The sequence below is a fragment of the Pseudomonas sp. p106 genome (assembly GCF_003936645.1).
Lineage (GTDB): Bacteria > Pseudomonadota > Gammaproteobacteria > Pseudomonadales > Pseudomonadaceae > Aquipseudomonas > Aquipseudomonas putida_E.
Genome location: NZ_RHQR01000008.1, coordinates 185564 through 200751 on the forward strand (window position 1 = coordinate 185564; position 15188 = coordinate 200751).

General features: G+C 64.0%; 13 protein-coding genes and 1 pseudogene. 8 read left to right on the forward strand and 6 right to left on the reverse strand.

The features are described from left to right. Positions 1-40 precede the first annotated feature (40 nt). The 6 genes from EGJ09_RS12995 (at position 41) to EGJ09_RS13020 (ending at position 6021) form a co-directional block, all read left to right on the forward strand. Positions 41-1204 (forward strand): iron-containing alcohol dehydrogenase, encoded by a 1164-nt coding sequence (locus EGJ09_RS12995; RefSeq protein ID WP_125924038.1) that lies wholly within the window; start codon positions 41-43, stop codon positions 1202-1204. Positions 1205-1206: 2 nt separating this feature from the next. Continuing rightward, on the forward strand, positions 1207-1638 hold the full coding sequence (locus EGJ09_RS13000) for a thioesterase family protein (protein WP_125924040.1): 432 nt from the start codon (positions 1207-1209) through the stop codon (positions 1636-1638). A gap of 238 nt (positions 1639-1876) precedes the next feature. Next, a complete protein-coding gene (locus EGJ09_RS13005) occupies positions 1877-3730 on the forward strand; it encodes a DUF1302 domain-containing protein (RefSeq protein WP_125924042.1) in 1854 nt (617 codons plus the stop codon). A 20-nt stretch (positions 3731-3750) separates the two neighbouring features. Then, entirely contained in the window at positions 3751-5070 is a 1320-nt protein-coding gene (locus tag EGJ09_RS13010; RefSeq protein WP_046785773.1) for a serine hydrolase, read from the forward strand. A gap of 94 nt (positions 5071-5164) precedes the next feature. Next, on the forward strand, positions 5165-5599 hold the full coding sequence (locus EGJ09_RS13015; RefSeq protein WP_125924044.1) for a YeeE/YedE family protein: 435 nt from the start codon (positions 5165-5167) through the stop codon (positions 5597-5599). Between the two features lie 2 nt (positions 5600-5601). Beyond that, complete coding sequence (locus tag EGJ09_RS13020; protein WP_125924046.1) at positions 5602-6021, forward strand: DUF6691 family protein; 420 nt, start codon at positions 5602-5604, stop codon at positions 6019-6021. A gap of 90 nt (positions 6022-6111) precedes the next feature. Here EGJ09_RS13020 and EGJ09_RS13025 read toward each other — a convergent pair whose 3' ends face one another. Then, entirely contained in the window at positions 6112-7149 is a 1038-nt protein-coding gene (locus tag EGJ09_RS13025; protein WP_125924048.1) for a diguanylate cyclase, read from the reverse strand. A 286-nt stretch (positions 7150-7435) separates the two neighbouring features. Between EGJ09_RS13025 and EGJ09_RS13030 the strand changes: the two genes are divergently transcribed. Then, positions 7436-8296 carry a CAP domain-containing protein gene (locus EGJ09_RS13030; RefSeq protein ID WP_125924085.1) on the forward strand — a complete coding sequence of 287 codons (861 nt, stop codon included), beginning with the start codon at positions 7436-7438 and terminating at the stop codon, positions 8294-8296. A 61-nt stretch (positions 8297-8357) separates the two neighbouring features. Here the strand turns inward: EGJ09_RS13030 and EGJ09_RS13035 are convergent, their stop codons facing one another. Next, positions 8358-9491, reverse strand: a complete 1134-nt coding sequence (locus tag EGJ09_RS13035; RefSeq protein WP_125924049.1) for an aminotransferase class V-fold PLP-dependent enzyme — start codon at positions 9489-9491, stop codon at positions 8358-8360. Positions 9492-9669: 178 nt separating this feature from the next. On the opposite strand from EGJ09_RS13035, the pseudogene EGJ09_RS26755 reads away from it, so the two are divergent. Next, a pseudogene (locus EGJ09_RS26755) lies at positions 9670-9780 on the forward strand (GNAT family N-acetyltransferase); the annotation flags it as partial. A gap of 404 nt (positions 9781-10184) precedes the next feature. Here the strand turns inward: EGJ09_RS26755 and EGJ09_RS13045 are convergent. The 4 genes from EGJ09_RS13045 to EGJ09_RS13060 are packed head-to-tail and all read right to left on the reverse strand — an operon-like array spanning position 10185 to position 15178. Continuing rightward, entirely contained in the window at positions 10185-11675 is a 1491-nt protein-coding gene (locus tag EGJ09_RS13045; protein ID WP_125924051.1) for an aldehyde dehydrogenase, read from the reverse strand. After that, positions 11672-12445: a gamma-glutamyl-gamma-aminobutyrate hydrolase family protein gene (locus tag EGJ09_RS13050; protein WP_125924053.1), complete on the reverse strand. Its 774-nt coding sequence runs from the start codon at positions 12443-12445 to the stop codon at positions 11672-11674. The genes EGJ09_RS13045 and EGJ09_RS13050 overlap by 4 nt, the downstream gene beginning before the upstream one ends. 24 nt (positions 12446-12469) lie before the next feature. After that, positions 12470-13777, reverse strand: coding sequence for an FAD-binding oxidoreductase (locus EGJ09_RS13055; protein ID WP_125924054.1), 1308 nt, complete (start codon positions 13775-13777; stop codon positions 12470-12472). Between the two features lie 36 nt (positions 13778-13813). Continuing rightward, positions 13814-15178, reverse strand: a complete 1365-nt coding sequence (locus tag EGJ09_RS13060; RefSeq protein WP_125924056.1) for a glutamine synthetase family protein — start codon at positions 15176-15178, stop codon at positions 13814-13816. Between the last annotated feature and the right edge of the window lie 10 nt (positions 15179-15188).

A 15188-nucleotide genomic window follows, 5' to 3' on the forward strand; every position in this document is an offset into this window, starting at 1 on the left:
CGCTGTGCCGTTCACCCACAAGAACAAAAGGAACATGAACATGCAGCCATTCAGTTTTGCCACCACCGCCCAGCTGCTCTGTGAACCGGGCGCCGCTGGCCGCCTGGCCCAGCTGTGCCAGCAACGCGGCGTGCGCCGCGTGCTGATCGTCACCGACCCCGGTATCGTCAGCCTGGGGATGCTTGACGACGTACTGCCTGGCTTCACCCGGGCGAACCTGAGCGCGGCGATTTTCAGTGACGTCAGCGCCGACCCCAGCCATGCCTGCGTGCTGGCTGCCGTCGGCCGGGCCCGGCATATCGGTGCCGAGCTGATTGTCGGTTTCGGTGGCGGCAGCTCCATGGATGTCGCCAAGCTGGTGGCGCTGCTGGCCCACCCAGGGTGCGACCAGACCCTGGAGGCGGTGTATGGCATTGACCAGGCCAAGGGCCAGCGCCTACCCCTGATCCAGGTGCCCACCACCGCCGGCACCGGCTCGGAGGTCACGCCCATTGCCGTGATCACCACCGGCGAGTGCGCCAAGATGGCGGTGATTTCACCGCTACTGCTGCCTGACCTTGCGCTGCTCGATGCCGAGCGCACCCTGGGCCTGCCACCGGCGATCACCGCCGCCACGGGCATCGACGCGATGGTCCATGCCATCGAAGCCAGCACCAGCAAGTTCAAGCGCAACCCAATGTCCAGCTTGCTGGCTCGCGAGGCCTTGACACTGCTGGCAGGCAACCTCGACCAGGCGGTGCACAACGGCGGTAATCTGCAGGCCCGTCAGGCCATGCTGCTGGGGGCTTGCCTGGCGGGCCAGGCATTCGCCAATGCGCCGGTCGCTGCGGTGCATGCCTTGGCCTACCCGCTGGGGGCGCGTTTCCACGTACCGCACGGGCTGGCCAATGCCTTGGTGCTGCCGCATGTTATGCGCTTCAACCGTAGCGAGGCATTCGCCGACTACGCGGCGCTGGCGCCGGCGCTGTTGGGCGAGCGGCTGGTGCCTGGCGGCCCCCATGAGTTGTGCAGCCAGTTCATTGCCGAGCTGGAGCAATTGGCACCACGCTGCGGCTTGCCGAGCCGGTTGCGTGATGTCGGCGTGCCCCGCCACAGCTTGCAACAGCTTGCTGAAGAGGCCCTGCAGCAGCAGCGCCTGCTGGTGAACAACCCGCGCAAGGTCACCCTCGCCGATGCTGTCGAACTCTACCAGGCGGCGTTCTGATCATGGCCAGGGAACGCCCGCTACGCGGCGCCTATCGCCACTTCCAGCCGATCACCACGCGCTGGCACGACAACGACCTGTATGGGCATGTGAACAATGTCGTCTACTACGGGTTTTTTGACAGCGCCGTGAACACCTGGCTGATCGAGCATGCCGGTCTGGATATCCACCGCGACCCGGTCGTGGCCTATGTGGTCGGGTCTGCTTGTGACTACTTCGCCGCGGTCGCCTTTCCGCAACGCATCGAAGTGGGTATCGCGGTCACGGGCACAGGTAACAGCTCGGTGCACTACGCGCTGGCCATTTTCGTCGAGGGCGAGCCTGAAGCGTGCGCAGCCGGTCGCTTTACCCATGTGTTCGTTGATCGTCGTGAGCAGCGCGCGGTTGCCATACCAGGCAAGGTGCGCAGGGCCTTGGAACTGTTGGCTGTTTGAGGTCATCTGGGGGGCGCTCGATTGACGCCACCCCACCCCAGCCAGGCCCCCGAACGCCTCGCCCAACCTCCGCCCAGGCCATAACAATCCGGCATGGCACTGATCCGAAGACGCTATTTGTGAGCCCGCTTTCACTGCCCCGATAATCCACATTACCGATACCGCCAGCCTGGGCGGCCGGTACCTCATCTGTGGTACCCCACCTTTCACTCTCGAATAAAACAACAAGAGGTTAAGAGTGAGCGTATACATCCATTTCTGCCGGCGCCAAGCGCCGCTGGCGGCTCTATGCTGCCTGCTCGCCACCCCGGCGGCTGCCGTGCAATTCCAGGCCGGCCCGCTCGAAGGCCGCTTCGATACGGCGCTTTCGTTCGGCACTGCCGTCAGTACAGCCAACCCCGACAAGCAACTGTTGCAGGCCGCCAACAGTAATGACGGCCGGCGGAACTACCGCTCGGGTGATGTGTTCTCGGCCATTTTCAAAGCAACCCATGACCTGGAACTGCAGCGGGACAACGTTGGGGTGTTTCTGCGCGGCACCTACTGGTATGACACGGTGCAGCGCGACCACAGCCAGCGTGCTGTCGACATCGACGACCACAACCGCCAGGCATCGGCCAAAACCGCCGCAGCGGAACTGCTCGATGCGTTTGCCTATGCCCTCTACGACATCGACGGTGAGCCCGGCTCAGTGCGCCTTGGCAATCAGGTGGTGAACTGGGGCGAAAGCCTGTTCATTCAGGGTGGCCTGAACGTGATCAGCCCGTTCAATCAGGCCGCACTGCGCCGGCCAGGCTCGGAAGTCAAAGACGCGCTGGCGCCGGTCAACCTGTTGTATGTCACGCAAAACATCAACCAGGCCCTGTCATTCGACGCCTTCTACCAACTGGACTGGGAGCAGACCCGGCTGGACAACTGTGCGACCTTCTTCTCCGGCAATGACTTCATGCCCGAGGGCTGCCAAGGCCTGGATGTCGGTGGGCAGATGGTCACCAACCCGGGGGTTTCCCAAGCGCTGGCGTCCATGGGCGTGACGCTTGCCGATGAGGGCGTGCGCGTGCCGCGCGGGGCCGACCAGGATGCGCGCAATGGAGGCCAATGGGGTTTTGCCTTGCACTGGTATGTCCAGTCGCTGGATACCGAGTTTGGCCTGTTCGCGGCCAACTACCACAGCCGCTCTCCCTACCTGGGTACCGTCAGCAGCCGCTACTTCGCCAATACCGGTTTTGCCAGGGACTTGTGCGGCAACATTGGCGTGCCCCTGTCCGGCTGCGGTGCCTTCCTGGCTTCGAGCGCGGGGCAGACCTTGGCCGGCGCCCTGCGCATGGGAACCTCGCAGTACCTGGCGCAGTACCCTGAGGATATCCGGCTTTACGGCATCACCTTCGCCACCACCCTGCACAACGGTACCGCTGTGCAGGGGGAGTTGAGTCACCGCCCCAACCAGCCGGTGCAGCTCAACGGCAACGATGTACTGCAGTCGCTGCTCAACGCCCCGGGCCGCAGCCCGCTCAACGCCGAAGGCCTGCGCCCGTCGACCGACGATACGTTGTTCGACGGTTATCGACGCAAAGAGGTGACACAGGCCCAAGTGTCGGCAGTGCAAGCGTTCAGCCAGGTCATGGGGGCCAACCAGCTGCTGTTGATGGGGGAGGTGGGCGCAACCTATGTGGGTGGGCTCGAGGGGCGTTTCGGGCCGCGCTATGGCCGCTCCGGGGCCTACGGCAACGGAGAGCTGGCCGACAACAGCCTTTGCCAGGCGATTTCGAAAAGCCCTGGCGACTGCAACGGCGAAGGGTTCGTCACGCCGTTTTCCTGGGGCTACCGCCTGCGCGCGACCTGGAGCTATCAGAACCTGGTCCCGGGCGTGGACATCCGTCCCAACCTGGCCTGGGCCCACGATGTGAAAGGCTATTCGCCTGCCGACGGCTCGGGCTTCAATGAAGGCTCGCGCTCGATCAGCCTGGGCGTCGACGTGGCGCTGGCCAGCAAGTACTGGGCAAGCCTTGCCTACACCGATTATCTCGATGGCGATTACGGCACCCGCGGCGACCGCGACTATGTGGCATTCAGCGTGGGCGCCAACTTCTAGACCAACCCAGGAGCAAGACAATGTCCAAACGCAGCATGCACGCTTCACCCGCCAACCTGCCGGCCATCGCTCTGATGCTGGCCAGTACACTTGCCCCGGGCATGGCCAGCAGCGCACCGGCAGAGCAGGGCGTGATGCAAGGGTTTCCACCCGCACCGCAGTTGCGCGTGAACCAGGCCAACGCGTTCCAGCCACCTTACCTGCGCTGGTCCATGCGCCACGCCCGCGAGGTTTCGCCGACCCGGGGCATCGGCCGCGCTTCCACACCGTTAGCCTTGCCAGCAGGCACCGAGCTGCCACTGGACCAGGTGGCGTTCAATGCCGGCGAGCAGCCCCTGACGTTGGCGAGCTACCTGCAACAGACCAGCACCGACGGGCTTATCGTGCTGCACCGTGGCCAGGTGGTGTACGAGCGTTATCTGGAGGGCTTCCAACCCGGCCAGCCGCATATCTGGGCCTCGATGACCAAGTCGGTGACTGGCCTGATCGCCGCCCAACTGATCGCCGAAGGCACGCTGGACCCGCAACGTACACTGGCGCATTACGTGCCGGAACTCAGCGGCACGCCGTTTGGCGAGGCGACGGTGCAAGCCAACCTCGACATGCAGGTGGCTGTGGAGTACCCGCCGCAAGTGCCGCCGGACCTTGGGCTGTTTGCCGCTACCGGGTTGATACCTCGGGCCGAGGGCATGCCGGGGGATATCTACAGTTTCCTCCAGCACGCACGAAAGGCGTCCGGCTCAGGCGCCAAACCGTTGTTCTTCTACCAGAACGGCTCACCCGAAGCGTTGGCCTGGGCACTGCGGCGCATCACCGGGCTGAACTGGGCCCAACTGGTTGAACAACGTATCTGGTCACGCTTCGCCCAGGACGATGCCTATGTTCAAGTCGACCCGCTCGGTACCGAGATGGCCAGCGGCGGTATCAGCTGCAACCTGCGCGACAGCGCGCGCTTCGCCGAACGGGTGCGCCGCGAGCTGGCCCGTGACGTCAAGGATGACAGCTTCAACCAAGCGGTGCGCAGCACTTTCCAGCCCGCCGACCCGGCGTTGTTTGCCCAAGGCAACCTTGCCCCCGGCCGCCCGGGCTACGCTTATCGCAACTACTGGTTCCAGAAAAATGATGGCGACGGCTCAGTCGAGGCCAGCGGGCGCTTCGGCCAGAAAATCTATATCAACCCGCGCCGCGAAGTGGTGATCGTCAAGCTGTCGGCCACTGCCGACCAGGCCCGGCGCGCCACCCGTGCCGACGGTGAGGCGAAAGTCACTGCGCGCGTGGTGGACTCGCCGGCGACGTTCAACGGCATGGTCACTGCGGTGTTGGCGGCGCTGCCGGGTTGAGCGGTGTGGGGCGCCTGGCAAATCGTTATCATGCCTGCCATGTTGATGTGCTGTTCAACGCCCTATACCAGCTTCACTGCGCCGGAGATGCAACATGAACATTGATTGGATCAACTTCACACCCTGGAGTGCTTTGGGGGGAGGGGCCTTGATCGGGCTGGCCGCCAGCCTGTTCATTCTGGCCAATGGTCGCATCGCCGGCATCAGCGGCCTGCTTGCAGGTGTGATGCAATGGGGCAGTGAGGGCTGGGGCGAGAAGGCGCTGTTTCTTCTCGGCCTGCTGATCGCGCCATTGGTGTGGGGGCTGTTCGCCGTGCTGCCGGAAATCGAGATCGACACCCCGTGGCCGGCGTTGGTGATTGCCGGGCTGCTGGTTGGCCTTGGGACACGGTACGGCTCAGGCTGTACCAGTGGCCACGGTGTGTGTGGAGTCTCGCGCTTGTCACCCCGTTCAATCGTGGCCACGGTGTGCTTCATGGCCAGCGGTTTTGCGACCGTGTACGTCATCCGCCATGCGCTGGGGGCCTGAGAATGAGCAAGTTGACAGCTTTTTTCGCCGGCTTGATCTTTGGTCTTGGCCTGTTGTTGGCAGGCATGGCGAACCCCGCCAAGGTGTTGGCTTTTCTCGATGTGGCCGGGGCCTGGGATCCGTCACTCGCACTGGTGATGGCAGGGGCCATCGCGGTGGCGGCTGCCCCGCTGAACTGGGCACGCAAACACAAGCGGTCGTTGCTTGGCGCCCCCATGCAGATACCTGTGAAAAGGGAGCTGGACGCCCGCCTGATCGGTGGCAGCCTGGTGTTTGGCGTAGGCTGGGGCATTGCCGGCATCTGCCCGGGGCCTGCGGTCGCCATCTCGCTTACCGGGCACTGGCAGGTACTGGTATTCGTAGTGGCAATGCTGGTGGGGATGTATGCGTTCACTGTGCTGCAGGGGCGGCGTACACCCTGATGAGGTGCTCGCCGCCAGTTTGAATCAATCACGGGATCCTGAAAAGGAAGTCAGGCAAAAGCCATTTCTTGCGTCTGCGGATGATCCGGTTCAGTCAACGGTTGGTACATATACCACCCGGTCCCGCCCATTCTGCTTGGCGCTGTAGAGCCCGGTGTCGGCGCGTTCCAGCGCCTGGTCGAGGTGTTCGTCATCGTTGAGCAGCGTGCAGCCGATGCTCACGCTGGCCCGTAGCGGGCCGGTGGAAAGTTGTACCGGCTCGCTGCCGATCATCTGCCGAACCCGCTCGGCAATACCCTTGAGCTCTTCGCTGTCGTTGACCCTGACCAGGGCGACGAATTCCTCACCGCCCTGGCGCACCACGAGATCGTCCGGGCGCAGGGCTGCGCGCAGGCGGCGGGCGCATTCGCAGAGCACCTGATCGCCGCTGGCATGGCCATACCTGTCGTTGATGCTTTTGAAATGGTCAAGGTCCGCATAGATCGCCCCCAGGCGCAGGCTGCTCTGTGCTGCCCGGCGCCGCTCGTGGTCCTGAAACGCTGTCAGACCGTTGCGGTTCCACAACTGCGTCAACGGATCAAGCATGGCCTTGCGCTGCTCTCGGTCCATTTCCAGGCGCAAGTCACGGTTACTCTGGATCAGGCCACGCAGCTGCAGGTAACCCTCTGCAAGCGTGGCCAGGTCCTTGAAGTTCGCTTGCTGCGTTTCGTTCAGCGTGCGCGGGCGGGGGTCGAGCATGCACAATGTCCCTATGGCCTTGCCATTCCCCGCGCGCAGGGGGTGCCCGGCGTAAAAGCGGATATAGGGTGCGCTGAGTACCAGCGGGTTGTCGACGAAACGCGGGTCATGCGTGGCATCGGGCACCAACAATGTGCCCTCCCCAAGGATGGCGTAGCCACAGAAAGAAACGTTGCGCGGCGTCTCGCTGGCCTCCAGCCCGATACGTGCCTTGAACCACTGGCGCTCTTGGTCTATCAGGCTGATCAGCACCGTGTCCACGTGTGCCAGTTGCTGGGTAAGCCGTACCAGGGTGTCGAGGTAATGCTCGGCCGGCGTATCGAGCAGGTGCATCTCATCCAGCGTGCGCTGGCGAGCTGCTTCGTCGGTGGGGAGGGGGCAAGCTGGCATGGGACTTCCTTTTTCTGGGGGCGGGCGGCGCCTGTCAAAGGCCGCAGCGCTCTCTGCGAGGTCAGGATCGGCTGGCGATTGTCTACCAAAACCGGCTGTTCTGGTATAGGAGCCAAACCGCTCCATTTCCAGGCCAAGTGCTGAAATCTGGCGGCCACGCCCCAAGCCAGCGCTTCGCTCTACCGACAAATCATCATTGCCGCTTGAACCTTACTTGAGACGCCCAGTCTGAGCCGAGCCCCTTCAAGTGGCTTTGCTGCCGTCATCCTTCTTGAGCCGTTCGCCCATGCGCCACGCTGTCCGCTACTCCGCCATTTTTTCGTTTTGCCTCGTTGCCTTGCTCTCCTTGTTCGTCAGCCCCGCCCATGCCAGCGGGGAGCGGCAACTGGTAAGGGCCATCAACGACTACCGTGCCCAGCCACAGCGCTGCGAGAGGCGCCTGGTGCAGGTGTCGACGCCGCTGCTCCTAAAGTCGACGCTGGCGTTGCCTGTCGGCTATGGCGGTGGTTTGCGGGAAGGGTTGAAGGCTGTCGGCTACCAGGCGGTGAAGGTGCGGGCCATCCGCCTGGTCGGCGCCCGAGATGCCGAGGAGGCCTTTGACATGCTGCGCAGCGACTACTGCGCTGCTTTGCTCGATAGCCAATTTGCCGATATTGGTATCAGTCGCGACCGGAACGTGTGGCGGGTAGTGTTGGCGCGCCCCTTGCTCGATGCCCAGCTCGGCAATGGTCAATCCGTTGGCAAAGCGTTGCTGGCACAGGTGAACGCAGCACGGTCTAAGCCGCGTCTGTGTGGCCGCCAGCGCTTCGCCGCTGCACGTCCGTTGGCCTGGAATACCGCACTGGGCGCGGCGGCGCAGAGACACAGTCGTGGGATGGCCAACGCCAATTTCTTTGCGCACCGCGACCCCAACGGCGATCTACCGGCAGACCGGGCGCGCGATGCCGGGTACCGTGGACGACAGATCGGCGAGAATATTGCTGCCGGGCAGGGGGCTGCAAGCAAGGCGATGGCAGGCTGGCTCGCCAGCCCCGGGCATTGCGCCAACCTGATGAACCCGATGTTTACCCAGGTGGGCGCTGCTTTTGCTGCGAACTCGCGTAGCGATGAGGGTGTGTACTGGACGATGCTGTTCGGCGCGCCTTGAAAGGGGGCGCGCCTTTGGGGGCAAATTCACCTGCGGTAGGTGCTGCGGCCGGGACGATGGCTTAGCTCGCCATCACTTGGTCGATCGCCTGCTCAAGGGTGCTGACCGTGCGCTCGATATTGTGCAGTTTTTCGAGCCCGAACAGACCGATGCGGAAGGTCTGGAAATCGGCGGGCTCGTCGCATTGCAACGGCACTCCGGCGGCGATCTGCAGGCCGTGGTCGGCAAATTTCTTACCGGTCTTGATACCCGCATCGTCGGTGTAGCTCACCACTACGCCAGGGGCCTGAAAACCGGCAGCAGCCACGCTTTTGATGCCTTTACGGGTCAACATGGTGCGCACCCGATCGCCCAGGGCCTGTTGTTCGCCGCGGACCTTATCGAAACCGTAGGCCTGCATCTCGTTCATCACGTCGTTGAATCGCGCGAGCGAGTCGCTGGGCATGGTCGCATGGTAGGCATGCCCGCCCTGTTCGTAGGCCTGCATGATCTGAAGCCACTTTTTCAGGTCGCAGGCAAAGCTGCTGCTACGCGTCTGCTCCACGCGCTCCAGGGCCAACGCGCTGAACATCACCAAGGCACAGCAAGGGGAGGCGCTCCAGCCTTTCTGCGGTGCGCTGATCAGCAAGTCCACTGCACATTTCTGCATATCAACCCAAAGCGTGCCGGAGGCGATGCAGTCCAGCACGAACAAGCCACCCACTTCATGCACGGCGTCGCCGACGGCCCGGACGTATTCGTCGGGCAGGATAATCCCTGATGAGGTTTCAACGTGGGGGGCGAAGACCATCTGCGGCTTCTGCGCCTTGATGGCTGCCAGGACTTCGTCAAGAGGTGGTGGGGCGTAAGCCGCTTGGCGACCCGTGTCTATCGGCCGGGCTTTCAGCACCGTGGTAGCCGCCGGAATGTTGCCTATCTCAAGGATCTGGCTCCAGCGATAGCTGAACCAGCCGTTGCGTATCACCATGCATTGCTGGCCGCTGGCAAACTGCCGTGCCACCGCTTCCATGCCGAATGTGCCGCTCCCTGGTACCACCGCAACAGCCTGGGCGTTGTAGACCTGTTTCAGGGTCCTGGAAATGTTTTTCATCACGCCTTGAAATGCCTGTGACATGTGATTGAGCGAGCGGTCGGTGTAGACCACCGAGTACTCGACCAGCCCCTCAGGATCAATACTGGGATAAAGCGTTGACATAGGTGACTCCTTTGGCATGGATGTCAGTGGTATCGACCCTGCCCCAAGCTTTGGCAAATGACAGGATGAGTCGTGACTGATGTGGCGTCTGTCAAACGGCAGTTACCACCATAGCTTGGGGAAGGCACATTGCGATGCGCTAAGCTGTAATTCTTCAGGATTGAGGTCTCAGCATGGAATGTTACTTCGTCCCGCCACGAGCAGAGATGCAGCAGCGATTAGCCGCGTAGTTCTAGCCGCCCTGCGTGAGTCAAATTCACAGGACTACCCGCCTGATGTGATCGTTAAGGATTAGCCCAGACTATCTATGCTCATCGCCTCGATCTGGGGCTGCAACTGCAACGCTTGCGCTCTTGGCGTGACGAAAGCTGGCAGCGTTGCCGCCGGCTGCTCTTGGTAGCGCGGTAGGCATTTACGGATGATGTTGGCATTGATGCCGTGGCTGATGGCGAAACTGGAGTTCGCCGTACGCCTAACCGGTTACAGATGTCTGTTACGGGCCGACAGCAGTCGGTCGCGACTGACCGCTGTCGACCCATAGCTGCCGTTCGCTAGGGGCAGCTATGGGCCAAAACCGGACGCTCAAAGGTATCTGTGAATGCAGAGGCGATTCAATGTTCTTGTGAGGCTCAGAACGGGTTCAACACTCCTTTACACGACTCGACAATCGAGGCCGCTTCGCGGCCCGTGGAATCACAGCTTGACCCAGGTCGCCTTTAGCTCGGTGTACTTTTCCAGTGCGTGCAGCGACTTGTCACGGCCGTTGCCCGACTGCTTGAAACCACCGAACGGCGCGGTCATGTCACCGCCGTCGTACTGGTTGACCCAGACGCTGCCAGCGCGCACGGCACGGGCAGTTTTGTGAGCCTTGGAGATGTCCGAGGTCCAGATACCAGCGGCCAGGCCATACGGGGTGTCGTTGGCGATGGCGATGGCTTCTTCGACGGTGTCGAAAGCGATCACCGACAGCACTGGGCCGAAGATTTCTTCCTGGGCGATCTTCATGGCGTTGGTCACGCCGTCGAAGATGGTCGGCTCGACGTAGGTGCCACCGGTCTCTTCGAGGGTGCGCTTGCCACCGGCCAGCAGTTTGGCGCCGTCCTGGTGGCCGGCGTCGATGTACGACAGCACGGTGTTCATCTGCTGAGTGTCGACCAACGCACCGACGGTGGTCTGCGGGTCCAGCGGATTGCCTGGCTTCCAGCCTTTGAGGGCCTCGACCACCATGGGCAGGAACTTGTCCTTGATCGAGCGCTCGACCAGCAGGCGCGAACCGGCGGTGCAGACTTCGCCCTGGTTGAAGGCGATGGCGCTGGCGGCAGCTTCAGCGGCGGCTTGCAGGTCCGGGGCGTCGGCGAAGACGATGTTCGGGCTCTTGCCACCGGCTTCCAGCCAGATGCGCTTCATGTTCGACTCGCCGGCGTACACCATCAACTGCTTGGCGATCTTGGTCGAGCCGGTGAACACCAGGGTGTCGACGTCCATGTGCAGGGCCAGGGCCTTGCCCACGGTGTGGCCGTAGCCTGGCAGCACGTTCAGCACACCGGCCGGGATGCCGGCTTCGATGGCCAGCTGGGCGATACGGATGGCGGTCAGCGGCGATTTTTCGGACGGCTTGAGCACCACCGAGTTACCGGTGGCCAAGGCCGGGCCGAGCTTCCAGCAGGCCATCAGCAGCGGGAAGTTCCACGGCACGATGGCGCCGACCACACCCACCGGCTCGCGGGTGACCAGGCCAAGCTGGTCATGCGGGGTTGGCGCGACTTCGTCGTAGACTTTGTCGATGGCTTCGGCATTCCAGTGCAGGGCTTGGGCCGCGCCTGGGATGTCGATGCTGGAGGAGTCGCCGATCGGCTTGCCCATGTCGAGGGTTTCGAGCAGCGCCAGTTCTTCAACGTTTTTGCGCAGCAAGTCGGCAAAGCGGATCAGCTTGGCCTTGCGTTTGGCCGGGGCCAGGCGCGACCAGACGCCGGAATCGAAGGTGGCGCGGGCGTTTTCCACGGCGCGGTTGGCATCGGCCAGGTCGCAGCTGGCGACCTTGGCCAGGAAGCGTCCGTCGACCGGGCTCAGGCAGTCGAATGTTTCACCGGATGCGGCGTCGGTGTATTCGCCATTGATGAAGGCACGGCCTTCGATGCGCAGCTGTTCGGCGCGGGTTTGCCAGGCCAGAAAGGTAAAGTTCATGCAGGGGCTCCTGTTGTGCTGCGACGTTCGGCACGCTGCCGGCAGGCAGCGCCAAACGCCTGGAATATCGTCAGGTAATGCGGATGCTCCAGCACCCGCCATTCGGGATGGAACTGCACGCCGAGGGCGAAGGCGCGCGCGCCGGGCAGCGATACGGCTTCGATCAGGCCATCTTCGGCCAGTGCCTCGACGCGCAGGCCAGACGCCAGCCGGTCGATGCCCTGGCCGTGGATCGAGTTGACCTGGCAGCGGCGCGGCAGGCCAAGCCGCGCCAGCACGCCGCCAGGCTCCACCAGCAGGGGCTGGCGCGCGGCGTATTGCACCGCCACCGGTTGCTCGGCGGGCTCGCGGTGGTCCTGGTAGCGCGCCACTTCATGCACGCACGCGTGCAGGGTGCCACCGAGCGCCACATTGAGCTCCTGGAACCCTCGGCAGATCGCCAACAGCGGCACGCCGGCGCTGAGCGCGGCGGGGATCAGCGCGAGGTTGCAGGCGTCGCGCGCCGGGTCGTGCAGGGTGCCTGCCGGGCTGGGTGCGCCCTGGTAATGCCAGGGCTCGATATTGGACGGCGAACCGGTCAGCAGCAGGCCGTCGACATGGGCGAACAGGTCACTCGGCTCGACCAGGCCGGGCAGGGCCGGCAGCACCATCGGCAACGCGCCCGCGGCGTCGAACACTGCGCGCACGTACTTGTCGCCGACCATGTGAAACGGGTGCGCACCCAGCTGCCGCGTGCAGGCGCTGACCGCGACCAGGGGAAGTCTGTGCATGTTGACCTCGATGATGAGCGCGCCTCAGCGCAGCTTCTCCAGCAGTTGGTAGTACCACATGCCTGCGGCCAGCAGCGGGTTGCCCAGTTGCTCGCCCAGCGGGACCTTGATGTGCTTGCACGCGGCGAAGGTGTCGAATCGGGCCAAGGTGCCGGTCAAGGCCTCGGCCATGATCTCGCCCATGATGTGGCTGGTGGCGATGCCATGGCCGGAGTAGCCCTGGCAGTACCAGACGTTGTCCGACAGCTTGCCCAGTTGCGGGATGCGGTTGACCACGATGCCCATGGCGCAGCTCCACTGGAACTCGATCGGCACGCCCTTGAGCGCTGGGAAGGTGCGCTCGATGCACGGGCGCAGCTCGCTGGCGATATCCCGTGAGTCCTTGCCAGAGTAGTTGGCGCCGCCGCCGAACAGCAGGCGTTTGTCGGCGGTAAGGCGGTAGTAGTCGAGCACGAAGCGGCAGTCGTACACCGCCAGGTCCTGCGGATTGATCTGGTCGGCCAGCGCACCGAGCGGCGCGGTAGTCACGATGCCGCCCATGGCCGGGAAGATCTTGCCCTTGAGCTGGCGCGGTTCCAGCTTGTGATACACATCGCCGGCCAGCAGCACCTGGCTTGCTTCGATCCGGCCCTGGGCGGTCACCACGGCAGGGCGTGGGCCGTGGATGATGTCCAGCACCTCTGAGTGCTCGAAGATCAGCGCGCCCAGCGAGTGTGCGGCGCGGGCTTCGCCAATGCACAGGTTGAGCGGGTGCAGGTGCAGGTTGCGGCGGTTGTGCAGCGCACCGCAGTACAGCGGGCTGTCCAGAAAGCCGCGTACCCCATTGCGGTCCAGCAGGCTGACCGCATCCCCCATGCCGCGGCGCTGGGCTTCGTCATGGCTGGCCTGCAACTCGTGCATGTGCACAGGCTTCATCGCCGCGTGCAGGTGGCCTCGCTTGAGGTCGCAGTCGATGCCGTAGCGCGCCACGCGCTGCTCGATGATCTGGTGCCCACGCCAGCGCAGGTGCCAGATGAAGTCGTCGACCTCGGCGCCCAGTTGCTTGTGCATCTGTTTGCGCATGGCCTCGTCGCCAGACAGGCTGCCGGTGACCTGGCCGCCGTTGCGCCCGCTGGCGCCCCAGCCGACCTTGTGGGTTTCCACCAGCGCGACTTTAAGCCCGCGTTCGGCCAGCTCGACCGCCGTGGCGACGCCAGTGAAGCCACCGCCGATAATCGCCACATCGACGCTGACGCTGCCTTGCAGGGGCGGGTAGGCGGTGTCTTCGGCCAGTGTGGCGGGGTAGTAGGACGGTGGCCGCAGCGCTGCGGCCGGTTGCGTTTTTGCATTCATGGCGTTGTTCTCCGGGGCGCGAGTGCAGGGCGGGGCTCAGGCATTGGTCAGGTACCAGCGCCAGTCCTGCTCACCCACTTCGGCCATGAACTGCCGGTACTCGGCTTGTTTTACCGCCAGGTAGACGCGCAGGAAGTCGTGGCCGAACGCATCACGCGCCCAGCTGGACGCCTGCAATGCCTGCAGCGAACTCAACCAGTCGGTCGGCAGCAGGGTCTTGGCCTGGGCATAGCCGTTGCCTTCAACCGGCGCGCCTGGGTCCAGTTGCTGACGGATGCCTTGGTGAATGCCAGCAAGGATCGCCGCAGCGGCCAGGTAGGGGTTGGCATCGGCGCCGCAGATGCGGTGTTCGACATGCCGGGTGTTGGCTGGCCCGCCAGGCACGCGCAGGCTCACGGTGCGGTTGTCGACACCCCAGGTCGGCGCCAGTGGTGCATAGCTGTTGGCCTGGAAGCGGCGGTAGGAGTTGGCGTTGGGGCAGAACAGCAGCAGCGAGTCGAGCAGGCTGGCAAGCATGCCGCCGACCGCCTGGCGCAGCAGCGGCGTGCCGGCTGGGTCGCTGCTTGCAAACAGGTTGTTGCCTTGGGCGTCGGCGAGGCTTACGTGCATGTGCATGCCGGTGCCGGCCAGGTGGTCGAACGGCTTGGCCATGAAACAAGCCTGCATGCCGTGGGCGTGCGCCACGCCCTTGACCAGGCGCTTGTAGCGCACGGCCTGGTCCATGGCCAGCAGCGCGTCGCCATGCTCCAGGGTGATTTCCACCTGGCCGGGGGCGTACTCGGAAATCGCCGTACGGGCCGGGATGCCCTGGGCCTTGCAGGCGGCGTACAAGTCTTTGAGGAACGGCTCGATCTGCTCCAGCTCCCGCAGGCCATAGACCTGGGTCTGCCGTGGGCGTGCGCCGTCTTGGTCCAGGGCCGGTTGCGGGCGGCCCTGGGCGTCACGCTGCTGGTCGAGCAGGTAGAACTCCAGTTCGCAGGCCATCACGGGGTACAGGCCATCGGCTTGCAGTTGTTCGATGACGCGGATCAGCAACTGCCGTGGGTCGGCCACGGTGGCGGGCAACCCTTCGCTGGGGTGCATGGACACCTGCACTGCGGCGGTGGGGATCTGCCGCCAGGGCAGGCGCACCAGGCTCCCTTCCAGCGGGTAGGACCGGCAGTCAATGTCGCCGACGTCCCAGACCAGCCCAGTGTTTTCGACATCTTCGCCCTGCAGCGACAGGCCGAGCATGGTGCTGGGCAGCGGGCGGCCGGTCTGGTACAGCGCCAGCAGCTCTTCGCGGTGTAGCAGCTTGCCGCGGGGGATGCCATTGGCGTCGAGGATGAACAGCTCGATCAGCTCGATATCGGGGTTGTCGGCGAGGAATGCCTGGGCGTGGGAGGGCGGGGCGAAGGTCATGGTGGTGAGC